Source organism: Limnothrix sp. PR1529 (assembly GCF_002742025.1).
GTDB lineage: Bacteria > Cyanobacteriota > Cyanobacteriia > CACIAM-69d > CACIAM-69d > CACIAM-69d.
The window spans coordinates 1-22,814 of sequence record NZ_LIRO01000051.1 but is presented as its reverse complement, the minus strand read 5'-3'; the positions used below and the strand labels follow the sequence as shown (position 1 = coordinate 22,814).

The 22,814-nt window shown below is 56.8% G+C and carries 20 protein-coding genes and 1 tRNA gene; 11 read left to right on the top strand and 10 right to left on the bottom strand.

The window, feature by feature from the left end:
* The first annotated feature begins 134 nt into the window (after window positions 1-134).
* The gene (locus tag AMR42_RS08040; protein WP_099532938.1) at window positions 135-461 is read left to right on the top strand and encodes a hypothetical protein; all 327 of its coding nucleotides are present in this window, start codon (window positions 135-137) and stop codon (window positions 459-461) included.
* A gap of 31 nt (window positions 462-492) precedes the next feature.
* Here AMR42_RS08040 and AMR42_RS08035 read toward each other — a convergent pair whose 3' ends face one another.
* Window positions 493-1,344: a Uma2 family endonuclease gene (locus tag AMR42_RS08035; RefSeq protein WP_099532937.1), complete on the bottom strand. Its 852-nt coding sequence runs from the start codon at window positions 1,342-1,344 to the stop codon at window positions 493-495.
* 93 nt (window positions 1,345-1,437) lie between these two features.
* Here AMR42_RS08035 and AMR42_RS08030 point away from each other — a divergent pair, with 93 nt between their 5' ends.
* Both AMR42_RS08030 and AMR42_RS08025 read left to right on the top strand, forming a co-directional pair.
* Window positions 1,438-1,776, top strand: a complete 339-nt coding sequence (locus tag AMR42_RS08030) for a nucleotidyltransferase family protein (protein WP_099532936.1) — start codon at window positions 1,438-1,440, stop codon at window positions 1,774-1,776.
* A complete protein-coding gene (locus AMR42_RS08025) occupies window positions 1,760-2,104 on the top strand; it encodes a DUF86 domain-containing protein (protein ID WP_099532935.1) in 345 nt (114 codons plus the stop codon). Before AMR42_RS08030 ends, AMR42_RS08025 begins: the two co-directional genes overlap by 17 nt.
* Window positions 2,105-2,232: 128 nt before the next feature.
* Here AMR42_RS08025 and AMR42_RS08020 read toward each other — a convergent pair whose 3' ends face one another.
* The 4 genes from AMR42_RS08020 to AMR42_RS19800 form a co-directional block, all read right to left on the bottom strand.
* Window positions 2,233-3,348: a hypothetical protein gene (locus AMR42_RS08020; RefSeq protein ID WP_099532934.1), complete on the bottom strand. Its 1,116-nt coding sequence runs from the start codon at window positions 3,346-3,348 to the stop codon at window positions 2,233-2,235.
* A 9-nt stretch (window positions 3,349-3,357) separates the two neighbouring features.
* Entirely contained in the window at window positions 3,358-4,671 is a 1,314-nt protein-coding gene (locus tag AMR42_RS08015) for a tetratricopeptide repeat protein (protein ID WP_158234401.1), read from the bottom strand.
* A gap of 78 nt (window positions 4,672-4,749) precedes the next feature.
* Entirely contained in the window at window positions 4,750-7,506 is a 2,757-nt protein-coding gene (locus tag AMR42_RS20330) for a tetratricopeptide repeat protein (RefSeq protein ID WP_158234400.1), read from the bottom strand.
* 33 nt (window positions 7,507-7,539) lie between these two features.
* Window positions 7,540-7,725 carry a hypothetical protein gene (locus AMR42_RS19800; RefSeq protein WP_143472985.1) on the bottom strand — a complete coding sequence of 62 codons (186 nt, stop codon included), beginning with the start codon at window positions 7,723-7,725 and terminating at the stop codon, window positions 7,540-7,542.
* A gap of 8 nt (window positions 7,726-7,733) precedes the next feature.
* On the opposite strand from AMR42_RS19800, the gene AMR42_RS08005 reads away from it, so the two are divergent.
* From AMR42_RS08005 to AMR42_RS07990, 4 genes are all read left to right on the top strand, one after another.
* Window positions 7,734-7,804, top strand: a tRNA-Gly gene (locus AMR42_RS08005).
* A 99-nt stretch (window positions 7,805-7,903) separates the two neighbouring features.
* Complete coding sequence (locus tag AMR42_RS08000) at window positions 7,904-9,148, top strand: lipid-A-disaccharide synthase-related protein (RefSeq protein WP_099532932.1); 1,245 nt, start codon at window positions 7,904-7,906, stop codon at window positions 9,146-9,148.
* Window positions 9,149-9,270: 122 nt separating this feature from the next.
* Window positions 9,271-9,603 carry an ATP-dependent Clp protease adapter ClpS gene (gene clpS, locus AMR42_RS07995; RefSeq protein ID WP_099532939.1) on the top strand — a complete coding sequence of 111 codons (333 nt, stop codon included), beginning with the start codon at window positions 9,271-9,273 and terminating at the stop codon, window positions 9,601-9,603.
* 143 nt (window positions 9,604-9,746) lie between these two features.
* Window positions 9,747-10,016 (top strand): DUF2103 domain-containing protein, encoded by a 270-nt coding sequence (locus AMR42_RS07990; protein WP_234406825.1) that lies wholly within the window; start codon window positions 9,747-9,749, stop codon window positions 10,014-10,016.
* 81 nt (window positions 10,017-10,097) lie between these two features.
* On the opposite strand, the gene ribH is transcribed toward AMR42_RS07990, so the two are convergent.
* Window positions 10,098-10,643 carry a 6,7-dimethyl-8-ribityllumazine synthase gene (ribH, locus tag AMR42_RS07985; protein ID WP_099532930.1) on the bottom strand — a complete coding sequence of 182 codons (546 nt, stop codon included), beginning with the start codon at window positions 10,641-10,643 and terminating at the stop codon, window positions 10,098-10,100.
* Window positions 10,644-10,828: 185 nt separating this feature from the next.
* Window positions 10,829-11,017, bottom strand: coding sequence for a photosystem II reaction center protein PsbZ (gene psbZ / locus AMR42_RS07980; RefSeq protein ID WP_099532929.1), 189 nt, complete (start codon window positions 11,015-11,017; stop codon window positions 10,829-10,831).
* Window positions 11,018-11,437: 420 nt separating this feature from the next.
* On the opposite strand from psbZ, the gene AMR42_RS07975 reads away from it, so the two are divergent.
* The gene (locus tag AMR42_RS07975) at window positions 11,438-11,569 is read left to right on the top strand and encodes a photosystem II reaction center protein Ycf12/Psb30 (protein WP_099532928.1); all 132 of its coding nucleotides are present in this window, start codon (window positions 11,438-11,440) and stop codon (window positions 11,567-11,569) included.
* 29 nt (window positions 11,570-11,598) lie between these two features.
* Here the strand turns inward: AMR42_RS07975 and AMR42_RS19795 are convergent, their stop codons facing one another.
* A complete protein-coding gene (locus tag AMR42_RS19795; protein ID WP_143472984.1) occupies window positions 11,599-11,937 on the bottom strand; it encodes a hypothetical protein in 339 nt (112 codons plus the stop codon).
* A gap of 227 nt (window positions 11,938-12,164) precedes the next feature.
* Here AMR42_RS19795 and AMR42_RS07970 point away from each other — a divergent pair, with 227 nt between their 5' ends.
* A complete protein-coding gene (locus AMR42_RS07970) occupies window positions 12,165-13,046 on the top strand; it encodes an RNA polymerase sigma factor RpoD/SigA (RefSeq protein WP_099532927.1) in 882 nt (293 codons plus the stop codon).
* 165 nt (window positions 13,047-13,211) lie between these two features.
* Here the strand turns inward: AMR42_RS07970 and AMR42_RS07965 are convergent, their stop codons facing one another.
* Both AMR42_RS07965 and purE read right to left on the bottom strand, forming a co-directional pair.
* Window positions 13,212-18,365, bottom strand: a complete 5,154-nt coding sequence (locus tag AMR42_RS07965) for a WD40 repeat domain-containing protein (protein ID WP_234406820.1) — start codon at window positions 18,363-18,365, stop codon at window positions 13,212-13,214.
* A gap of 1,533 nt (window positions 18,366-19,898) precedes the next feature.
* The gene (gene purE, locus AMR42_RS07960) at window positions 19,899-20,426 is read right to left on the bottom strand and encodes a 5-(carboxyamino)imidazole ribonucleotide mutase (protein ID WP_099532925.1); all 528 of its coding nucleotides are present in this window, start codon (window positions 20,424-20,426) and stop codon (window positions 19,899-19,901) included.
* A 177-nt stretch (window positions 20,427-20,603) separates the two neighbouring features.
* On the opposite strand from purE, the gene nagA reads away from it, so the two are divergent.
* The gene (nagA, locus tag AMR42_RS07955; protein ID WP_099532924.1) at window positions 20,604-21,815 is read left to right on the top strand and encodes an N-acetylglucosamine-6-phosphate deacetylase; all 1,212 of its coding nucleotides are present in this window, start codon (window positions 20,604-20,606) and stop codon (window positions 21,813-21,815) included.
* A gap of 124 nt (window positions 21,816-21,939) precedes the next feature.
* On the top strand, window positions 21,940-22,695 hold the full coding sequence (locus AMR42_RS07950; protein ID WP_099532923.1) for an RNA methyltransferase: 756 nt from the start codon (window positions 21,940-21,942) through the stop codon (window positions 22,693-22,695).
* Window positions 22,696-22,814 lie beyond the last annotated feature (119 nt).

The following is a 22,814-nucleotide window of genomic DNA, read 5'->3' as shown; positions in this document are numbered from 1 at the left end:
CAGCCCAACGCCCCCACCAATCCCCACCGCTTCACCATTGCCCCGCCTCACCAAAATCACCGCCGCCAATCTAACCTATCGATCATTAGCAGCGCCACAATCACCAGCCATCACCATTAATAGGAGACTAAACGATGCTTTGGACTTATCGAGTCTTCCGCGATCGCCAAGGTCGCCACTCCATCCGCGAAATCTTCTGCGATCGCAACCACCAAATTCTCAAAATCAGTCCAGCCCCCGTCACCGTTGTTGGCTCCTCCGCCGAAGACCTGTTGCAACTCATTCAATGGTTCAAAGAAGCCTTTGAATTACCCATTCTTTCCCTCGAAGAAATTGAGACTCAAATCGCTCAAAAGCCACCTAACGAGTCAACCACTCCAGCCCAGAAAATTTCCCTACAGCAACTCATCGCCGATCGAGACAATCAGCCCAACGAACAAGATACCCACGCCACCGCTTAACAACAAATCAGCAACATCACGCCAACGCCACTCACCCCAACGCATCCGGATCAACGCCCAACTCCCGTAACTTATCCGCAAGTTGCTGACGCTTGGCCTGCTCCAGTTGCCAACGCTCCTCAGCCGATCGCGCCTCCGCTTGCACCCGCGCCAACTCCGCCTCCGCTTGTAGCGCCGACTCTTCCGGCGTGGGCAACAACTCCCCCGCCGCACTAAAAAAGCGCAACCGCCCCTCGTGGCAACCCAAATACAACCCCAACGGCTCGCTCCACAGCCACCCGCGATCATTCAGGGCGATCGCCTCATACCGCCCATTCACTAACTGAAACCCCGCCAGTTCTTCACCCCCCTGCGGATCAAACCAAAAATAATTAGGGATGCGGAAAATATCTTGATAAATTTGCTTTTTCTCGCCGCGATCGATCTCCGCTGTCGAAGGCGACAACAACTCAATAATCACGTGGGGATACTGACCATTTTCGTTCCACACCACCCAACTTTTGCGCGGATGCGGCTCAACCCCCAACACCACGAAAAAGTCCGGCCCCCGAAAATATTCACTCTTCTTTTGGTTAGGGCTGTAATAGATCGTCAGGTTGCCCGCCGCATAGAAATTGGGGCGATCGCGCCAAGCCCACTGCAAACATTGCAACAACAGAATAATTTGGAAAAGATGCAGATCAGATTCCAAGGGCAGCTCACAACTGTCTAAATCAGCAGACGGCCAAACAATTTGATCAAACTGATCGAACCAAGGGGAAGCCGGATTGCGACCTTCCGCAGTGGTTGCCTCAGCCGCCGAATCAGTGACCGGTTCGATCGCCCCAGCCTCTGAATCAGTCACCGGATCAGACGACGAGGCGATCGCAGGCGAAACAGACATAGGCATCCTCCGCAAATGCTGCTCACTCCCAGTCTAGCCGCTGCCATTTCCCGCCCGATACACTAGACAGCAACCACCCCGCTCGATCGCCCCATGCCGCCCTTGCCCTTTGATGTCGATCGCCTGATCACCCTTTGCCAAGCGCACCATGTTTGCAAAATCGGTCTGTTTGGTTCCATGGCCCGAGGCGAAGCCACCGACAACAGCGACATTGACTTAGTGGTGACCTTCGATCGCCCCACTAGCTTGTTAGCTTGCATTGCCCTCGAACAAGCACTCGCCGCCGCCCTCGATCGCCCAGTTGATCTCCTCACCGAAGGCGCAATTTCTCCCTATCTGCGAAATGATATTCTGAGCGAATTAAAGATTATTTACGACGCAAATCAAGATTCTCAAAAATTAGACTTTGTAAATCATGAAAAAATTCAATGACTCGATTTATTTGCAACACATTCTCGATGCCATTCAGAAAATAAGTCTCTATTTGCAAGGAATTGACAAAGAAAAGTTTTTGAAAAATTCACTGATTCAAGATGGTGTAATTCGTCAACTGGAGATTATTGGCGAAGCAACTAAGCAGATTTCATTGGAATTACGGGATCAACAATCGTCAATTCCTTGGAGTCAAATGGCAGGCATGAGAGATAAGTTGATTCATCACTATTTTGGTGTTGATCTCGAAACAGTCTGGCTCACAGCTACTCAAGACATTCCTGAACTCAGAATTCCTATTCAGTCATTAATCGACCAACTGACCTAAAACATACGATTGGTTCGATCGCCCCAGACCCTGAGTCAATCACCGGATCAGACGACGAGGCGATCACAGGCGAAACAGACATAGGCATCCTCCGCAAATGCTGCTCACTCCCAGTCTAGCCAAGGCGATCACTGCGATTGGTTGCAAGGCGTGGTGGCGCGATCGCGGAGGTCTTCAGTCACCATATCGATCGCCTCTACTTGGTTGGTGTCTGATAACCCTTGATAGATCGATCGCGCCTCCGTAATCGCCCGCATCGCTTCGGGATGGTCGTTAATTACCGTCGAAGCCTTCGCCAACATGATCAACGCCTCTGCCCGCGCCGCTGAAGGCGATCGCCCTATTGCAGCCAAGGCCCGCCGCGCCATCCATTGCGCCTCCGTGCCCCGATTCAGATACAAATAGGCCAACGCCAAGCGCATATGCGCCGTGGGATTTTTGGTGTCGGCTTCCGGCGACAGTTCCTGCACCACCGTCCACCACAGCTCCGGATCGCCCTCCGCCCGACTGACCGACAGGGCCAAATCCACCCGGGCCCAGCGCTGGCCATCGGGCATTAGGGTGCGATCGCCCGTCACTTCCGCCCAATCGCTCGCAAATGTTTGGGCTGACTCATTGGGCAGGGGCAAAACGTGATTCAAGGTGTAGGTGCTGATGGGCTGATTGTTCGCGCCGATCGCCGTTACCCGCAAGCCATAGCGCCGACCGGTTAAGCGGGGGCCGCCATAGCGCAGTTGGGTGGCGGTGGTGCTAGTTTGCCAAATCACCACCTCGCGATCGCGATCGCCCCATTCCACCTGATAGCGGCGGGCATTGTCCACCCTGGGCCAGGAAAACAACTCCAGCCGGGGCAGAAAGTAGGTTTTGGGGACAAACTCACAAGTCGCGATCGCCAACAGTTCCGAGTCGCCGTTGCGAGTGCCCGTACTCCGGCTGATCGTGCCGGATGGATTGCAAATCTCCGCCACCGATCTCGATTGGCGCACTTCATCCCAGCGCACCAATCCCTGCGGACAGCGCACATTGGCCCAACTGCGCCGCCCTTGCAGCCGCAACTGATCCGCCGCCGCCAGCGATCGCCCGGTTGGGCACGTCAGCCGCTCTTCCCGCTGGCCCGATCGCGTTAATCTCACATCCCCTCGGCAGCTATCCAGGCTGTAGCTGGTTTGGGCGATCGCGGGATGGCCTGGGGCGATCGCACTCAGCAGGCAACCGGTCAGCAACAACAGACGAGGTCGAATCATGGTTGTGAGCTAGTACGCAGAATTGGCAGGATTAGCAGACTTCGGCGGCTTGGCATTGGGCTGGTCGAGTCGATCGCCCGCTTGCCCTTGCCAGGCATCTCCTTCCGGTGTGCCCAGTTGAGCTGCATCGTTGGCGCACCGTTCCCAGTGGGGCAAGGCCGATCGATAGTCCTGCAACCCATCCAAGGTTTTGGCCATCAGGCAATGGGCCGCGGCGGCGCGATCGGAGCGGTTGATGAAAGGTTCCAGGGCGATCGCCTTTTCCAGCCACGATTCTGCCTCCTCGTAGCGCCCCCGAGCAAACCGGGCCCAACCGAGATTTTTATAGAGACCATAAAGCCCATCGTCCAAGGCGGGATCCTTGGGCATGGGTGCGCTAGCCCGCACCGCCAACTGAGCAATCACCGCTGCCTGTTCCGGGTCTTTTTTCAACAGATACAGCCGTGACAAGTTGCTCGCCGCTTGCAGATAAAATTGCCAATCTTCCGAGCTGGCGGTTTTCTCTGGCGGATTTTTGAGGACTAATCGATAGTGCTGTTGGGCTTGCTCCGGTTCGCTGACTTCATCGGCCAACCGCCCCGCCAAGTAACGCGCCTCGATCTCCTCAGGTTGAAACAGCAGCGCCCGCTCATAACATTCCCCCGCCGTGGCCAAGCGGTTCTCTTTATAAGCTTTTTCGCCCCAGCGGGTGTATTGTTCCGCCAGCAACGGAAATCCCACCTGACGCACCGCAATCAGCAACCCCAACAGTGCCAAGGAACCCAAGCAGCCCGCCTCTTGCCAGTAGCGATCGCCGAAGCCGTAGCGAATGAGCTGCCGTTTCAGCCAGGTTTGGCCCGTTTCCGTCACCAGGGTGCGGCCCGTGACCAGGGCGATCACGCTTTGACCCGCCACGGCCAACGACCCAAACCAATCCACCCCCGGCACAAAAAACTTGGCGGCGATATCCACAATCAAGCCCGTCGAGCCGGTCAAAAAGACCGCACTCAGCAGATTGGCAAATGGGTCGAACCGCTCCCACCGCTGGGAACTGGGGATGAGCGATCGCGCATACACCAGGCGATCGACCTCGGCTTGGCGATCGGTGGGGGCGGACTCCAACGCGACCAGGAGCCGATCGCTCCAGCCGCGCAATTGGAGATCCAACCACCACAATTGCCGCCCCAGTGCCGGAGTGAGCCGATCGGGAGTCTGGGCCAGTTCCGCCGCCACCCGATCGCGCAATTCCAGCAGCTCGATCGCTTCCTCTGGGGTCAACGGCCGGTCGATCGGCAACCGATCCAATGCGCGGCGATAGTCAGTCAACGGCGGCCAGGACTTCATGAACCAAGATTGCAGAACACCTGGCCACAATCTAGCTGCTGGTTTGGGGCGATCGCACCCCATCATCCCCACTGTGGTTCACCAGCTATTGCCCGTGAGCACAAAGGGCGACCAATAGAACGGGTGGGCGGGGTTGTCTACATCGCCCGATCGGGTCAGTTCCCCTTTCAAAAAGGCGATTTGGGATTGGCGCAAGGCCTCGGCTTTGGTCAGTTTGGGATCGGCGGCGAGGCGGCGATAGAACTCCCGCATCAGCAGGCTGGTGGAGCGATCGTTCACGTTCCACAGGCTGGCCAGGATCGCCTTTGCGCCGCCTTCGGCTGTGAAGGCGTGGGTCAGGCTGTTGATTTCCCGACCGTCGGAGCGATCGAGATCGCCTGCGGGATCGCCGCTGAGACCCGTTTGGCAAGCGGACAGCACCGCCAAGTGCAGCCCATCGAGATGCGTCAGGCTATGGATATCGGACATGGCCAACCGACCGTTATCGCCGAGCAGCAAATAGGATTCCGTAATCCCGGCGGGGCTGAATTTGCCGTGGGTGGCGATGTGCAGCAGGCGGCGGCCGTAGAGGTTTTGTTGCAGCGCATCCAGGGTGAATTGTCGATCGAGATAGCCATCGCCGGGGTAGAGGCCGCTGTTGCCCTGGGCGGGATTGCGGACGATCGCGGCGATTTCGTCTTTTACGTGGGGCAAGGGGCCAAAGTCGCCATAGTTTTCGGTTTTGCCCAGGGCCAGGATGCGATCGCCCTCGGGGGTGGTGCTGCGGCGATCGGTGGTGTTGGTGGTGGCGATCGTCAGGATGTTGGCGACGGTGTAGCGTTCGATCAGGAATTGGTTGCCGTCGTGGAGGGCGGCGATCGGGATGTAGCGCAGTTCCCGATCGAGCCGAAAAATCAGGTGTTGAATTTGGTTTTGCTGTAGTTCTGATTCCAGCGGTTTAATCAACCAGTCATAGAGTTTGCGGCCCAGTTGCCGAATTTTGGCGGGGTCGCCGTCGGGGCGGCTGAGGGCATCGCGGAAGTCGCGGACGGTGTTGGCAAAGTCGAGGGAATCAATTTCGCGATCGATTTTGCCGGCCGTGTTGCCTGCCACCCACAGCAGCCATAGTTTGCCTTTTTTGTTGTCGGTTTCTTTTTCCCGTTGCACAAAGGTTTGAATCAAAATTGTGCCCGGTTGTTGTCGCACAATCTCGGCAGCTTTGCGGGCCAACAGGGTTGGATTTTCGGTGCTTTCGTCGTTGCGTTGCCGTGCTTGGCTGTCAAGTTGAGCTTTTTTGATTGTTTGTAAGAATTCTTGATTCAAGGCATCGCGTTGTTGCACCAAGCGGGCTTTGTCGGCGCAATTATTTTCTGGTTGTTCACATTCCAGCACTTTTCGATCAAATTCGATCAGGCTGCCATGTTCTTGAATGATTTGCGCTTCGAGTTTGGTGTATTCGACTTGTCCTTGGGTGTTGACGGTGGCACGAGTGCCTCGGTTGTATTCCCGAATTTCTTGCAAGGTCAGCAAGTCCAGTACTTCTTGGGCTTCGAGCAGTCGCCCTTCGGTGAGCAGCAGGTTGGCAAGGCGGCGGTAGGTGTTGGCAACGCTGTCGGTGTAGGACTGTTGGAGAGTGCGATCGAGTCCGCGAATCTCTTGGCGAATGCTTTCGGTGACGTTGACGGATTGCTTGTAAAAGGCGATCGCTGCTTCAGTTTGCTCTTGCTTTTGAAACGTTCTTCCTAAGTTACCTAGGTTTATTCTTTCAGTCTCTCGACTCTGAACAGCTTGGGCTAAGGCTAAGGCTTGTTGATAAAAGTCGATCGCCCGCTGGACTTTCCCGAGGGAATTGTAGACATTGCCTAGATTGCCCAGAGCGTTGGCTTCTCCTTGGCGATCGCCGATCTCACGTACCATCACCAGGGATTGCTCGTAAAAGTCGATCGCCCGCTGGAATTGCCCGAGGGAAAGGTAGGCATTGCCCAAATTACCCAGGGAGGCGGCTTCTCCTTGCCGATCGCCGATCTCGCGAGCGATCGCCAGGGATTGCTCGTGAAAGTCGATCGCCCGCTGGTATTGCCCGAGGGATCGGTAGGCATTGCCCAGACCGATCAGGGAGCTGGCTTCTCCATTGCGATCGCCGATCTCGCGTTGGATTGCCAAGGATTGCTCGTGAAAGTCGATCGCCCGCTGGTATTGCCCGAGGGAATCGTAGGCATTGCCCAGATTGCCCAGGGAGGCGGCTTCTCCTTGGCGATCGCCGATCTCGCGATCGATTGCCAGGGATTGCTCGTGATATTCGATCGCCCGCTGGTATTGCCCGAGGGAATCGTAGTCATTGCCCAGATTGCCCAGAGCGTTGGCTTCTCCTTTTCGATCGCCGATCTCGCGAGCGATCGCCCGGTGTTGCTCGTGAAAGTCGATCGCCCGCTGGAATTGTCCGAGGGAATAGTAGGCATTGCCCAGATTGCCCAGGGAGTTGGCTTCTCCTCGGCGATCGCCGATCTCGCGTGCGATCACCCGGTGTTGCTCGTGAAAGTCGATCGCCCGCTGGTATTGCCCGAGGGAATAGTAGCCAATACCCAGATTGCCCAGGGCGTTGGCTTCTCCTTGGCGGTCTCGAAGCGTGCGATAAATCTGCAAGGCGGCCTCCCAGGACTGGATCGCCTCACGAACTTGACTGGTTTGATATTGTTGAATGCCTTGCTGAAGAAGGCGATCAGCTTCCTGTTTTTGGGGAGAATTGCGGTTTGCTTGCGCCACTGGTAAACCACCAACCAAGGGCAACCCGGACACTGCTGAACTTGGTAGCCCCAACAGCCCCACCGCCAACAACCAGCCCCACCGGTTCGCCATTGCCCTCGCCTCACCAACCGCGCCACCGCCAATCTAACCTAGTCCACCCGATCGCCCCCCATCATCACGTAGCGCCAGCCTCTCCGCCGCCAAACATTCACCACCGCCCAGCCCCCGATCGGGTGGCCAAAGCCAGACCGAAATTAAATTGACCGGAGACGGTGCGATCGGCCTTGGCTCTGATAGAATGGTTGCCCGGGTTGCCAAAAACCCAACCACCAGCCTTCGCGGGCGTAGTTTAGTGGTAAAACTACAGTCTTCCAAACTGTCGTTGCGGGTTCGATTCCCGCCGCCCGCTTTGATCCTGAGCTTAGTTTTTTGAGCTAACTAGTCTTTTGAGCTGAATGATCCTGATGGATGTTGTTGTGCCAAAACGGCTGAACGATCGGTTCGTGCCATGAAGCTTCTGTGCATCAGCAATGGCCATGGTGAAGACGCGATCGCGGTGCAAATTCTGCAAGCCTTTGCACAGTTGCCCACCCAGCCCGATCGATTCGCTTTGCCACTGGTGGGAGAAGGAAACGCCTACCGACGCGCCGGAATCCCGATTATTGGCGAAGTGAAAACCCTGCCGTCGGGCGGCTTTGTTTATATGGATGCGGGCCAACTGCTGCGGGACATGCGCGGGGGGCTGGTGGGCCTGACTTGGCAACAGTGGCGATCGGTGCGGCAGTGGGTGCAAACACACCGGGCAACCAGCAAAGAACCGCTGTTGGTGTTGGCGGTGGGTGACATTGTGCCCCTGTTGTTTGCTTGGGCCAGCGGTGCGCCCTATGGCTTTGTGGGCACGGCCAAATCGGAATATTACCTGCGGGATAGTCAAGGGCAGTTTTTGGGATCCCGGCGTTGGGAGGGCTGGTCGGGTTCGGTTTATCTGCCCTGGGAACGGTGGTTGATGGGGCGATCGCGCTGTCGGGGTTTGTTTCCGCGCGACACACTGACGGCTCAGATTTTGCGGCGCTGGCTGCCCGATCGCACCTTTGACTGTGGCAATCCAATGATGGACGGCTTCACGGGAGATTTGCCCGATTGCGCTCGGCCGGAGCCGGGGTCACCCTTGCGCGTGTTGCTGTTGCCGGGGTCACGTTTTCCAGAGGTGCTGGACAATTGGCGACGCATGTTGACGGCGTTGCAAGCCTGGCCCGATTTGGCCCAACGGGTGGTGATGTTGCAGGCGGCGATCGCCCCTGGAATCGATCGTGCGCCGCTTCAGCAGGCCCTTCAGCAGGCCGGCTGGCGATCGAGCACCGGGGAACAATGGCATTGCGGGTTGGCCCAGTTGGAGCTGGCTAGCGATCGGTTTTGGGATTGGGCCAAGGCGGCTCACTTCGCGATCGCCACGGCCGGCACAGCCACGGAACAGGTGGTGGGCTTGGGCAAACCGGCCATTACGCTGTCGGGCAACGGGCCTCAATTCACCCCCGCTTTTGCGGAGGCCCAAACCCGCCTGTTGGGCCCCTCCGTCACTTGGATTCAGGAGCCAACGGAACTCCCGGGGGCGATCGAGCAATTACTTCGAGATTCAACCCAATGGCAGGTCAAAATCGATAATGGCCGGCAACGGTTGGGCCCGCCCGGAGCTGCTCGCCGCATTGCCGAGCAATTGTTGAATTTGGCATTGAATCGGGCGGGCAATCGCTAGTGGCGCGATCGAGCCGCGAATCCAAATCATTTTGTTACAATTTGCATCAGTCTGATCATTGCGTATTTGGCTCAACCGATCGCTGCTTTCTGTCCCCGCAAAACTACCGCTCGATCGCCCCTATGACTGCTGTGCTCGCCCCTCAACCATTGCATCGGGCTGCCACCACAGCCCCGGTCAAGACTCCTGAACGAACCGATCAAACCGTCCGCAAAACCTATCCAAACTATAAAGTAATTGTCTTGAATGACGACGTGAACACTTTCAATCACGTCGCCAATTGCTTGTCGAAATATATTCCAAATATGACAACCGATCGGGCTTGGAAATTAACCTATCAAATTCATAACGAAGGACAAGCCATTGTTTGGGTTGGCCCCCAAGAACAAGCAGAACTCTATCACCAACAACTGAGCCGCGAAGGACTAACCATGGCTCCCCTAGAAAGCGCCTAAATTCAGCGCCTAACGTCATGGCAAAATCCAAAAAACAACCCACCACCGCCATTCCTGCCCCCCAAGCCAATTCCCGATCGCCCGAGCCAGACCAGTCCCCCAAAAACGCCAAAAAAGCCAAAGCTGCCCCCACTTCAGGGCGACTGGTTTGGAACCATTCCACTCATTTGGATGGGCTAATTCCGATTTTGGAAAAGCTAACCCAAGTGGCGGGCATCAGCACCATCACGCCGGCCGTGCTCTCCCATGGTCGCAGCAACAGCCCCCAATTACAGCTCAAAGTTTCCGTACCGATCCGAGGCGGCTACAAGTTAATTGCACGCAAGGGCAAAACAATTCAAGAAGTCTTTGTGATCACGGATCTCAGTGCCGAAGAACTGAAGCAGGCGATCGAGCAAATTGTTACTCGTTAATACCCGTTCATGCTGGTTAATCATGAATTAATCGCGCGATCAACCCACAATTGATCACGCGACAATTTGGGTTTGGGGGTTTTAGGCTTCCGAGAGGGTGGGAGGCAAAGATCCTAGGGCGATCGGGGGTGCGTCAACCGCCGGAGCCACAGTCCGCACCTGTGCCATCAAACTCGCCATCTCCAGGGCGCTCATGGCATAGTTCCAACCCAAGTTGCTCTTAATGCCTGCCCGCTCCAAAGCCTGTTGCATCGTGTCCGTGGTAACAATGCCAAACACAACCGGCACACCGGTTTGGAAGCTGGCGGCGGCAATTCCCTTAGAAACTTCTGCGCAAACGTAATCAAAATGCGGCGTTTGGCCGCGAATCACTGCGCCCAGGCAAATCACGGCATCGTAACGCTGACTGAGGGCCAATTGGCGGGCAACGGTGGGGATTTCAAAGCTACCGGGAACCCAAACATAGTCCACCTGGCGGCCTTGGGGGTCAATATCCACCCCATGGCGCTTGAGGCAATCTTGGCAACCGGCCAGTAATTTGCTGGTGATCAGGTCGTTAAAGCGGCCAATAACGATGGCAAATCGTTGTGATCCAGCGCGATCGAAACTTCCTTCAAAAACAGCCATGTTGCACTCAAAACTGGACTCAATTGGCCAAGAAACTCAATTCGCCAAGAAATTTGGCCAAAACAAATTAGGGGCAAGCGATCGCCCCCATCAACCTTGCTTTTAACCTTGCACAGCGGCTCAGGGCTACTGTTTGAATGGCTATTGGTATTGGTTTGACTTGTGGTAGCGGCTGCGATCGAACCCTAAGCCACAAAGAAGTTCAAAACGGCTACCGCAATCACCAACAGGAACCAAACACCGGAACCCAGGTACAGCAAGGGCTTGGAACGATCCCAGCTTTGGGGAAGTGCATAGGCCACTGGCACACCCACAACCAAGACCAACGACAACGCAACCAGCGCAAAAAGAACGAGTTGAAAGGCGATCGTCATAGGATTTTTCCGTATTTTCCAACACAGCGCGCTCAGGCCATGCCACCGAGCGAGCGCCCGAACGGAGATATTCTATCAAACGGATGCGTTCAGGCTCGATGGGGATTGGGCGATCGGGTCAACTTCGCCAGCCCACGGCCGGCCCGCAGACAACCCCAGCCGCTTCATGGGAGTCGAGATGGATTTTTGTAAACTTTCTTAAATCTCCCGAGTCGCCAACCGTAGGATAATTGAATCGATTTTTCGCAATGATGGGTGGCAACATCTGGCTTAGAAACCAGCTTGGCCCAGCCACTCGGCCCATGATCAGACCCTGATCAGAGCATCAACGAGTCATTCATGATCCAGAGCGTCTCAGATCATCAATGACTCAAAAACGACTCAAAACCGATTTCAAGACCTAAAGGGACTGGGAAGACTATGGAAGCACTGACGGATGCGATCGGCGGCATTAACTGGTTGGTGGTGGGGCAACTGACCACGTTGGCACTTCTAGTGATTGCCGGCCCGGTAATTGTGTTTATTTTGGCCTTCCGGGGCGGCAACCTGTAGAAGCTTGCCAGTGGGGATGATCTATCCCCTCAGCTTTTTGTTGCAAAACTTGTTGCAAAAAAAAATATTGGTAGAGATGACGGAGCGGGAGCCAGTGAATGATGGCTCCCGCTTTTTATTTGGTGATTAGCTAGCTCAACCAGCGAGTAGGGCGATCGATGCTCACTACCTTGATCACTACCTTCTCGCTGAGGGGACATCCATCCTTGAACATGCTCAAACTCACGCTCAAAGTCATGACTGCCCTCTCCCCAAGGGCGATCGGCTTCGTTGAGGATTTTTCGTTGAGGACTCTGGGCTGAGGGTTTTTCGTTGAGGATTTTTTGCGCAGATTTTAGCCTTGTGATATCTGTACGAATATTGTACATTAATCAAAGTCGCCAATCGAAGTCACCAATCAAGGTCGCCTCCAGAGCGAACGCTATTCACCAAGCTGGCGTTACAAACTCGTCCCTCAGTGACCGTTCTCGCGGGGCTGCCTGTGGGGCTGCCTGTGAGGATGTCTGTGGGGCAATCTCTGGAGCTGCCTTTGGGGATGACTGAGGATTGCTAGCAGTCTTTTTCGGCAAGTCGCAAGCAAGAAGCACTCACGATCATGCGTAAAACCCTTGACTTTGACACGGTGCGCGTCTATTTGCAGGAAATTGGGCGAATTCCCCTCCTCACCACGGAACAGGAGCGAGAACTGGGTGCGGCCATTCGGGCTTGGCAATCCCTGCGCGATCGAGATCAGCCCCAGTCTGCGCGGGCCAAGGCGATCGCCCGGCGAGGGCGGCAGGCCAAGGCGCGGCTGGTGGCGGCTAATTTGCGGCTGGTGGTGTCCATTGCCAAGCACTACACCGGTCGGGGCCTGGATTTGCTGGATCTGATTCAGGAGGGCAGCTTGGGGCTGGATCGCGCTGCCGAAAAATTTGATGAGCGCTTGGGCTACAAGTTCAGCACCTATGCCACTTGGTGGATTCGGCAGGCGGTGGCGCGGGCCTTGGCTAATCAAAGCCGGACGATTCGGCTACCGATTCAGGTGAACGATCGCCTGCGCAAGGTGCGGAAGGTGACGGCTCAACTGTCGGGGCAGTTGGGCCACCCGCCCACCACGGCACAGGTGGCGGCGGCGATGGAGCTGACGGTTACGGAATTGCAGACGTTGTTAGCCTATGGTCGGCCGCCCAAGAGTTTGGATGCGCCGCTGACGAATCATTGCGATTCTGACCATGCGATCGACCTGATTCCCGATGCCAGTGTGAATCTGGATCATGTGTTGGATGCGGTGGACGATCGCGCCGCGTTGGTGACCCTGCTGGGCCTGTTGGATCAACGGGAGCGACTGGTGGTGATGCGGCGGTTTGGCTTAATTCAAGGGGATGCCCGATTGGCGGCGATCGGGGCAGATTTGAACCTCACCCGGGAACGGATTCGCCAAATTGAACGGACTGCCCTTTCCAAGATGCGAGCTGCCGCCGCCACGATGCTGCCCTAGGGGATACGCGGGAATGCGTGGGAATGCGCGAGAATGCGCGGGATCTGGTGTTGGATAGGCCGTCGATTTAGTCGATTCAGTAGCAAGGGCTGGATTTACCAGTCGATCGATTCGCTGGGGATCGATTCGCTTGATTTGCTGGATTGGCCTGATTGGATCGATCGACTAGGGGCGAAAGCGATTGCGGCAGGCCCGCGCCAGTTGCGTCAAGTTGCCCGCCGCTTCGCCCTTGGGTCGCAGGTAATCCTGAAGCCAACGACAACTGCGATCGAGCAAGTTTTCCAAGTCCAAATCGCGAATCACCAACTGCTGATCAAACCCTCCCGATACCAGCAGCTTGCCATCGGGGCTGAACCGCACGCCGCCCACGCCGGATTTGTGCTCCCGAAAAACCTTGATCATCTTGCCATCCAGACTCCAAAGGGTCACGGAACCATCCCAACTGGCGGCGGCCAAAAACTGACCATTGGGGCTAAACCGCACGCTGTTGACCGCATCCCCATGACCCAACACTTGCAGCAAGGAACCGTTGGCACTCCACAGGCGGACGGTGCTATCGTCTCCAGCGGAAGCGATGTAACGCCCATCGGGACTGAAGGTGACATCATTCACAAAGCTGCTGTGGCCCGCGAGGGTGCGGATGGGTTCCCCTTGCAACGTCCAAAGCCGAATCAGGGCATCATCTCCACCCGTGGCCAGGATGCGACCATCGGGACTGAAGGTGATGCTGTTGAGTCGTTTGGCGCGATCGTCGCTGGAGGTGAGCTTGAAGGCGGCCACCTGTTTGCCGTCCGGTTGCCACAGGTAACCGCGACCACTGCGATAGGTGGCGGCGATCAGTTTGCCATCGGGACTGAAGGCCACGCTGGAAATGTTGTTGGATTCGATCGGGTTGTTCCGCAGCACCAGTTCATCGGCAAAGACCCGTTGCAGTTGGCCCGATCGCGACCAAAGCCGCACCCGCCCATCGTTGCTGCCCACCAAAACCCAACGGCTGTCGGGGCTGAAGGCGGCCACTCGCACCCCACCGCCGGGATCCTGGAAGTGGGTGGGGCGGTAGGTGTTGCGATCCCACAGTTTCACCTGTTGATCGCGGCTGGCGGACAGGATGGTTTGCCCATCGCGGCTGATGTCTACGCCATAGATGCGATCGGTGTGGGCCGTGATTTGGGTGATCGATTCCGGCTGCAAACGCCAAAACCGAACGGTGCGATCGTAGCTGCTGGTGACCAGGGTAGACCCATCGGGACTGAAGGCCACGCTGGTGACCCGATCGGTGTGGCCAGCGAAGTTTTGTTCTAGGTTGCCCCAAAACGTCCAGTATTTAATGGTTTTGTCTTCACTGGTGGAAGCCAAATAGCGCCCATCGGGACTGAAGGCCACGCTTAAGACACCATCCCGGTGTCCCGATAACATGCGCACGGGTTTGCCCGATCGGGTCCAAATGCGGATGGTCTTGTCCAGGCTGGCGGAGGCGAGGAATTGACCATCGGGGCTGAAGGTCACATTCATGACGCTGTTGCCATGGCCGCGAAGGGTGGCGAGTTCTTGGCCGTCCAGGTTCCAAAGCTTGATGGTGCGATCGTCACTGGCCGTGGCGATCAGTTGCCCATCGGGGCTGAAGCTGGCCCATTGCACGGGGCCGCCGTGGGTGGTCAGTTGGCGCACCACTTGGCCCTGAAGGTTCCACAGGCGCACGGTGCGATCGTCGCTGGCCGTGGCGATCAGTTGCCCATCGGGACTGAAGGCGGCGCTGTTGATGCGGGCCGGATGTTCACCCAATTCCCGCACCAATTTGCCCGTCCTGTTCCACAGTCGCAATTTGCCAGCGGTTCCCCGCTTGCCGGTGCTGGTGGCCAAAAATTCCCCATCGGGACTGAACACCACGTTGGTCACGGCCCCTTCATGGTTCAGCACGATCGGTCGCCCTTGGTTGTCCGCCAGGGGTTCTCCGCTGCGCTGCCACAACCGCACGGTGCGATCGCTGCTGGCCGTGGCCAGAAATTGCCCATCGGGACTGAAACTCACGTCCCAAACCGTTTCCACATGGCCCAAGCGCCCTTCAATTCGGTTCACCTCCCGCACATGCTTGAGGGCCTGCTGCAAACTGGCTCCCACCTTCAGCTCCGTGGCCAAGCGGGCATTGGGTTTGGCCCACAGCAGCCATTGACGTTGGCTCCGTTGCTGCCAGGCCTGAAGACCCGAGAGCAGGGCCTCAAAGGGCTGGTTGGAACCAATCAGGGCCTCCGAAACGGCGGTGCTGGCATCAATTTGGGCGCTGATTTCATCGGCCCCCAACAACACCGCAAAGCTGGAGGACGACAAAAACAAAATTCCGAGCACTGCGCCAGCGGCATAGAGTTCCTGAATTCGTTTTTTGAGGATGGCGTTCAGTTGGGACTGGGTGAGACGATAGCGGGCCCGTTCGTCGGCTTGGCGTTGCTGGCGAATGAAGGTGACGAGGTAGTCATGCACCAGTTGATAGAAGTCGGCGGTGGACTCCCGGAACATGACCACCAAACCGGCTCCGGACAAAATGTTCAACACCAGTTCCAGTTGCCCATCGCTGGCTCCCAGTTCAACGGCTAGCTCGGTGCGGGTTTTGAGGGGGCGAGTGCCATTTTCGGCGGTGAGCAGGAATAACACTTCGCGAGCGATGTTTTCGCCTTCGGGGCCGCAGTCGCGAATGGTGTTTTCCAAGTAGCGCTCCACGAGCACTTCTTTGGAGCCATATTCCCGCTGGTATTCGGCCAGGGTGACGATGCGATCGGCCTGGAGTTGGGCCCCCACCACTTGCAGCTCGATCGGGTTGACTTCGCCGGTTTCGCGGGCCAATTCACCCACTAGGGCATCAATCAGGTCGGGTTCCAGGCCCAGGCGCGATCGCTCCGTGAGGCTTTGGATCGTGGCACGGGCATCGGCGGGCGAAAAGTCTCCCACGTAATAGCGAACCTGGCGGGCCAACACGTTGTCGTCAATGATTGACAAGTCCGTGGCCCGTTCCCACTCCAGCAGAAAGTGCAGGTAATCTTCCCGCATGGAGATGATGAGTTTGACGTAGGGCACATTCAAGCAATCGCGCAGAAACTCAAAGAAGGGCTGGCGATCAACCACCGTGGGCCAGTGGAAAAACAATTCCTCAAACTGGTCAAAGATCAGAATGATGGCGAAGTTTTGCTGGCTCAACTGCTGAAGCCGATCGAGCAGGGCCCGCAACCGTAGCCCTTGGCTGTTGACCGACAGATCCAAACTGGGCAGGGCAATATTTGCCTCGATCGCCAGGTCATCCCAAGTGGTGAGGGTGCGATCGTTGTCGAGACCCTTTTGGTCAGCCGCTCGATCGAGGGCATTTTCCGTGGCTGCGATCCAGTCCGTGTAAACCTCGATCGTCACCGGCAACACATCCCGATCGCCCAAGGCCCGCCGATGCAACTCCGGCACCAAACCGGCTTTCAGCAGCGAACTCTTGCCCGCCCCCGAATGACCATGCACCACCGTGAGCTTCAGATCGGCCCGGGCCAAGCGAGCGATCAAATTTTCCACATCTTTTTGGCGGCCAGAGGCGGCAATTTCCGGGGCCGCCACCGGCAACACCATGCCATCGTCCACCAGGGCCGCCGGTTGCGGTTGCAGTTGGCCCGCGCCAATAAACGCTAACCAACTGCATTGGTGTTCCACGCGCCGCAGTTCTTGCTTCGTTCGGAACGCATCCAGGTAGCGGGTTTGCTGGAAATAAACCTCCCGCAACCGCGACAACAACCGCACTGTCAACTGGGGTTGCTCGAAGTTCCAAACCGTGGCCCGGGCCCGCTCCAAATGGCTGATGGCCAAACCAGAGCGCCCCAAATGCCAATTGGCTTCCCCCAACAGAAACCAAGCTTGGCTTTGGCGCAACCGCACCGCCCGCAACAGATCGGGCCCCAGGGCCGTTGGGTCATGGGCACTGGCATGGGACAGATGGTTCAAGGCCCGCTCCGCCCACTCGCAGGCCTGTTCCCAGCGGGTTTGCACCAGGGCCACTTCCGCCAAAAAGCAACAGTCCCGAGCCAACTCAGCCCGGTTCCCCGGATGATCCGGTGCGCCATGGAGCGCCGTTGCCACCTGGGCCAACTGCTCCAGCCCCAACCAGTCGTGGAGTTCTTGGAGCACTTCCCCCAATGACCCAATGAACTTGGCCGTGAGATCGGGGCGATCGAGCGCTGCGAAACAATCCGCACAGGCCTGTAGCGCTTCTCGAGCCAGTCGCCAGCGCTGGGCCCGGGCCGACTGGCTTTCCGGCAATTCCACGGGATTGCTGTTGCCCAGGGCTAAGCGTGCATGGCAAAACCCCACATAAAACCGCAACAGGCCTGAACGAACTTGGGCTTCGATCGGGGAAATGGGCAACCGGGGCAGGGCGATCGCCCCCTCTGTGTTCGCAGCGGTCGGTGGCTCATTGGCGTTGGCGTTGTCGTTGGCGTTGGCGTTGGCGTTGGTATTGGCGGCCGCTGGGCGCAAGGCTTGGGCCAAGGTTTGCCAACTGTCCAACGCATTGCCAAACATCTTCAGCGCTAGCTCATAGTCCCCCCGGCCCATGGCCGTCCACCCTTCCAGGAACTCCACACTAGCCAGCAAATCCACATCCAACTGCACACCCCGTTTGGCCAAGTCCGCCCGCGCCGCCGCCAGCTCCTGCCGGTGGCGGGCCTCCGCCAAGGCCGGCGGCAGTTGATAGATTGAATAGCCCGCCGAAGCCGCAAAGGCCCGATCGAACGCCTGACTGGCCCGCTCCCGCAAAAAGTCAATCACCCCCTGCGTGTCCATCTCCAGCCGAACCGGCGTGGCGGCCCAGCTCTTGAGATCCGGAGCCACCCGCTTCAGCTTGTCCAGGCTTTCATCCGTCAGCCACAACACGATCGGGAACGGCAACTGCTTGAAGCGATCGCGCATCTGGTTCGCCAGCGCAAACACCGTATCCAGCGACTCCGCCATCTCCAGCCCCAGCACCATCACCGCCCGGGGCGGACAGGGATCCGAAATTGCCGCCACCAACGGATAGAGCGTTTTGATGGTGGGCGGAACCACCAGGCAAGTCACCCGATCGAACGGCTGCCCCTCTCCCGAGCGATCGGCCACCCAATCCAACACACTCTGACGCAAGCGCTCATAACTACAACGCACTAACACCAGAGAAAACTGACCCTCTGACAACACAATTGCCCGCTCTAAAGTTCGCAGGGCCCGCTCATTCGCTTGAGCAGTTTCTTGATCCATTACCAACTGCACTCCCTGCGGTTGCAAACCAGTCGCAAACGGCTTGACCTCCGACAATCGCTCCATAACCTCTGCACCCTTTCCATCTCTCCGCCAACAGCCCTTGCATCCCCCTTTCCCCCCGCAAACTCCGTCATAATTATTACCAGCATGGCAACAACAGAATCGGCAATCAACGCCACCAAGTCAGATCCTGCACCGGCCCTTCAGGTTTCCCATAAATGCCTCACGGCCAAGCCCTTGGAGCGCCTGGAATTCAGTCCAATTTCCAGGCATAAACTGAAGATCAAAATCATTGCTAAATCCAAGTTCCCCTAAATAACTATTCCCGTTTTTATGGGACTTGAAATCACTGATCCCAAAAGAAAATTACAAGGAATCGGGCTGATGCGTTAATGATTTGCAACCTGTCTGTAACTGACCTGTAATTCATCACCGACAGCGTTAAAAGTCAGCCAGCACTAAAGCCAGAATCGGGTTAGAAGTCTATCCATCATCAAACCGAGTACACAATTGAGTTATTCGATGGAATTGATTTAGAAATGTGTCAAAAATCTGCGAGCGGCAGAGTTGATTAAAAATCACGAAAACCCCTAAACGGATCCTGGCACAGATCATCGAAAAAACAGAAGCCTTGCGTATCAAAGCGAACATGATTTGACAAAAAAACAATTGAAAATGATAAAAACAGAACAAATCTATAAGTCATGAGCAGTCAGAAGTCACTGATCTGCCGTTGCCAAATAGGCCAAGCGGCTTCATCATGGGTCTCAGCAATTGGGGGTGAAACCATCGATTTGAGAGGGAGTTAAACCATTCAAGGGGATTGCCCCCTACAGGCTATTGATCGCGGAAATCTTGCGATAAATCAAACTGATTGAAGCGATCAGAACCAGTGACCCAAAGTCCCAGAACCCCAACCAAACCACGCATCAGAGGGGGCAGATGGATTGATAGACGGGGAACCCAATCAGCACGTTCAGAGTCTGATTCAGTGTCTGATTTTGAAACGATCGGGACTGGCTAGAAGGGAAGAGCGTGACAATCTTTCGCAGGGAAAGAAGGCTGTGGAGAACGTGGCTGTGGAGAGTGTGGAGTTTGTGGCTGTCCCTTGAGCACACCAGCTCGATGATAATCGAACAGTTGTTCATGGAAAATTTAGGAACAGCTCAAGATCAGACGAAACTTTATCAAATTTTTAAACTTATTAATTGGGCATGATCCCAATCACGTCATTGCCATCAAAATATCAATTGGCATGAGTGATCGCGATCAATGCAAGGAGCGAAGTAATCCACGGGGGATGGTTGAGCGGCCATCCTAGACCCGATCGCCCCTAAAATCGTGCAAATCTCCCAAAAGCCGATCGCTAACTCAGGCCATAGAACACGAGTTCACCGATGATTAACCGATACCAGAGAGACTCAGGTTTTACGTTTTTGAGAAAATTTTAGAAGTCAAATTTGATACAAGTCCTGTCGCCGCCCCGGAGTCCATGAAGCGATTGAGGTCTTTGCCCAGGCCTCCGGGGAGATCGAGCCATGCTTCCTCGGCTCTGTTTCTCAGCTCTGTTTCTTGGCTCTGGTTCTCAGCCGCTAATTAACCCTGTTGCAGGTAGGCCCGGTAACCAAGGCGATCGAGCTGGGTTTGTTTGTCTTCCACCATTTGCCGCAAGCCGTCCCGATAGGCTTGCACCTTAGCCAGCAGCTCTGGGTCATGGGCCGCCAACATTTGCACCGCCAACAGGCCGGCGTTTTTGGCATTCCCGATCGCGACGGTGGCCACGGGAATTCCCCCCGGCATTTGCACGATCGAATACAGGGAATCTACGCCACTGAGTTGGCGGGTGCTCACGGGCACGCCAATCACCGGTAACACCGTCAGGGCGGCAACCATGCCGGGTAAGTGAGCTGCGCCGCCTGCGCCTGCGATAATCACTTTCAAGCCCCGATCAACGGCAGTTTTGGCATAATTCACCATCCGATCGGGTGTGCGGTGGGCAGAGACGATCGCCACTTCGGTGGGAATGCCAAATTCTTCGCAAACGGCGATCGCGGCTTCCATGGTGGGCAGGTCGGAATCGCTGCCCATGATGATGCCAATCAGGGGGGAGGCGGTGGTGGCCATGGTTGTGCAGGGGGAAAGAGTCGGTTAACCTGTTCAAATTTAAGGCGTTGGCGCGATCGCACAGCACCAAGCTGGTGTGATCAACCCGATTCAGACTCGATTTAGACCTGATATAGACCCGATTTTTGAGCTTCAGTTTCTGAGCTTCCGCCAAAGCCACCCAATCATGATTGATCGATGACCCATTGGCAAAATCGACGCATCCACCGCGCCCGACTGATCGATCGACCGGGACTCTATGACCTGACCTGCGACGATCGGGGGTTGGTGGCGGAAATTGACCCCCACGATCCCAAGATTTTTGGGGTGGGCGATCGGGCGGACACGCTGCTGAATGCCGATGCGATCGACCTGCATGGCGATTGGCTCTCGCCCGGTGGGGTGGACTTGCAAATTAACGGGGCCTTGGGTTTGGCCTTTCCAGACCTGACCTTAGCCGATTTGCCCCAAGTGGATCGCATTTGCCAATTGCTGTGGCGGCAAGGGGTGCAGGCGTTTTTGCCCACGATTGTGACCACGGCGATCGAGAAAGTTCACCAAAGCCTGGCCACGCTGGCGGCCTATCAGGACTACCGAACCCAATACCCAGCGGGCGATCGGGCAGAAATTTGGGGCGCACATCTTGAGGGGCCGTTCCTGAATCCACAAAAGCGCGGGGCCCATCCACAGCAATTCCTGTTGCCCCTGACGGTCAATCAGGTGGCGGCGGTGGTTGGCTCCCACGCGGCCCAGGTGGCCAAGATGACCCTCGCGTCGGAATTGGATCCCACGGGCGAGGCGATCGATTGGCTGCGATCGCGCGGAATTACCGTCAGCCTTGGCCATTCCCAGGCCACGGCAGCGGAAGCCATGGCCGCGTTCGATCGGGGAGCCACCATGGTCACCCATGCTTTTAATGCCATGCCGCCACTGCACCATCGGGAACCGGGTCTTTTGGGTGCGGCCATTGTTCGATCAGGCGTGCGCTGTGGCTTCATTGCCGATGGGGTGCATGTGTGTCCCACCATGTTGCAAGTGCTGTTGCGGGCCAGCGAGGGCCCCAGGGGGCTGTTTATGGTGAGCGATGCCTTGGCTCCCTTGGGGTTGCCCGACGGAATCTATCCTTGGGATGAACGCACCATTGAGGTGAAAAACGGCACAGCTCGCCTGTCCGATGGCACTTTGTCGGGCACAACCCTCAGCCTGTTGGAAGGGGTTTTGAACCTGATTCGTTGGCAACTTTGCACCCCGGAACAGGCGATCGCCCTGGCCACCATTGCGCCGCGTCGGGCCCTGGGTCGGCTGCCCGAGTCGGCGGATCCCTACGGTGGCGAGTCGCCAGCCCAACTGCTGCGTTGGCATCGACAGCCGGACGGCCAATGGACTTGGCGAAGGCTACAGGGCCCCTAGGGTGCGGAGAAAAAGGAAAAAGGAAAAAGGAAGAAGGGAGCAGGAAAAAGGAAAATTTGGGCTAGCCGTTCTATTTCTCTGTGTTTTTTGCCTTTTGCCTTTTGATTTTTACCTTTCTTGAACCATGTCTTTAACGATCGTGCTGGTGGAACCGGCCGGGCCGCTGAATGTGGGTTCCGTCGCGCGGGTGATGAAGAATTTTGGGTTGCGGCGGCTGGTGTTGGTGAATCCCCAATGTGATCGACTGGGGCGCGAAGCCCTGCAAATGGCCATCCACGCACGGGATTTGCTGGAGGAAGCGATCGAGGTGGCCAGCTTGCCCGAGGCCTTGGCCGGGTGCGATCGGGTTGGAGCCACGATCGGGCGAGATTGGGATTCTCCTGTGCCGGTGCGGGAACCGGCGGCGGCCTTGCCCTGGTTGCGGGCCGGGCGATCGGCGGCGTTGGTCTTTGGGCGGGAAGATCGGGGCTTAACCAACGACGAGCTGAAATATGCCCAACAACTCATCCGCATTCCCACCAGTGATGACTATCCCTCTATGAACTTGGCCCAAGCGGTGGCGGTTTGTGCCTATGAGTGGGCCCGCCCAGCCCCAGAAACCAGCCCTGGCCCCGAGGTTGCTCTTCACCCCCAAGTGGCCCCCGAGCCGATCGCCCTGGCCCCGTTTGAGCAAGTAGAGCATTTCCATCAAGATTTGGCAGATCTGTTGTTGCGATCGGGCTTTTTGTATCCCCACACGGCCAGCAGTCGCATGGAAAAATTGCGGCGAATCTTGCAGCGGGCAAATCCTTCCCAAAATGATGTGGCACTGTTGTGGGGAGCCATTAAACAACTGAATTGGGCGATCGACCATTTGCCGCGCCCCAACTCTGGCCAGTAAAATGCCAGCCATCCCGATCTTGAGATTGGCTCGGGATGGCCGCCAAATTTTGGGCTGAAACCGAACTTGCCATGCCCCAACCGCCCGATCGCCCTCGCCCTTTGCCCGCCCCTCGGCCC

Coding starts and splice junctions, on each gene's coding strand:
- AMR42_RS20330 (WP_158234400.1), bottom strand. CDS start 7,506: ATGGCGAACCGGTGGGGCTGGTTGTTGGCGGTGGGGCTGTTGGGGCTA.
- ribH (WP_099532930.1), bottom strand. CDS start 10,643: ATGGCTGTTTTTGAAGGAAGTTTCGATCGCGCTGGATCACAACGATTT.
- AMR42_RS08020 (WP_099532934.1), bottom strand. CDS start 3,348: ATGATTCGACCTCGTCTGTTGTTGCTGACCGGTTGCCTGCTGAGTGCG.
- AMR42_RS07950 (WP_099532923.1), top strand. CDS start 21,940: ATGTCTTTAACGATCGTGCTGGTGGAACCGGCCGGGCCGCTGAATGTG.
- psbZ (WP_099532929.1), bottom strand. CDS start 11,017: ATGACGATCGCCTTTCAACTCGTTCTTTTTGCGCTGGTTGCGTTGTCG.
- AMR42_RS08040 (WP_099532938.1), top strand. CDS start 135: ATGCTTTGGACTTATCGAGTCTTCCGCGATCGCCAAGGTCGCCACTCC.
- AMR42_RS08030 (WP_099532936.1), top strand. CDS start 1,438: ATGCCGCCCTTGCCCTTTGATGTCGATCGCCTGATCACCCTTTGCCAA.
- purE (WP_099532925.1), bottom strand. CDS start 20,426: ATGGCCACCACCGCCTCCCCCCTGATTGGCATCATCATGGGCAGCGAT.
- AMR42_RS08025 (WP_099532935.1), top strand. CDS start 1,760: ATGAAAAAATTCAATGACTCGATTTATTTGCAACACATTCTCGATGCC.
- AMR42_RS08000 (WP_099532932.1), top strand. CDS start 7,904: ATGAAGCTTCTGTGCATCAGCAATGGCCATGGTGAAGACGCGATCGCG.
- clpS (WP_099532939.1), top strand. CDS start 9,271: ATGACTGCTGTGCTCGCCCCTCAACCATTGCATCGGGCTGCCACCACA.
- AMR42_RS19795 (WP_143472984.1), bottom strand. CDS start 11,937: ATGTACAATATTCGTACAGATATCACAAGGCTAAAATCTGCGCAAAAA.
- AMR42_RS07970 (WP_099532927.1), top strand. CDS start 12,165: ATGCGTAAAACCCTTGACTTTGACACGGTGCGCGTCTATTTGCAGGAA.
- AMR42_RS08035 (WP_099532937.1), bottom strand. CDS start 1,344: ATGTCTGTTTCGCCTGCGATCGCCTCGTCGTCTGATCCGGTGACTGAT.
- AMR42_RS07965 (WP_234406820.1), bottom strand. CDS start 18,365: ATGGAGCGATTGTCGGAGGTCAAGCCGTTTGCGACTGGTTTGCAACCG.
- AMR42_RS07975 (WP_099532928.1), top strand. CDS start 11,438: ATGGAAGCACTGACGGATGCGATCGGCGGCATTAACTGGTTGGTGGTG.
- nagA (WP_099532924.1), top strand. CDS start 20,604: ATGACCCATTGGCAAAATCGACGCATCCACCGCGCCCGACTGATCGAT.
- AMR42_RS08015 (WP_158234401.1), bottom strand. CDS start 4,671: ATGAAGTCCTGGCCGCCGTTGACTGACTATCGCCGCGCATTGGATCGG.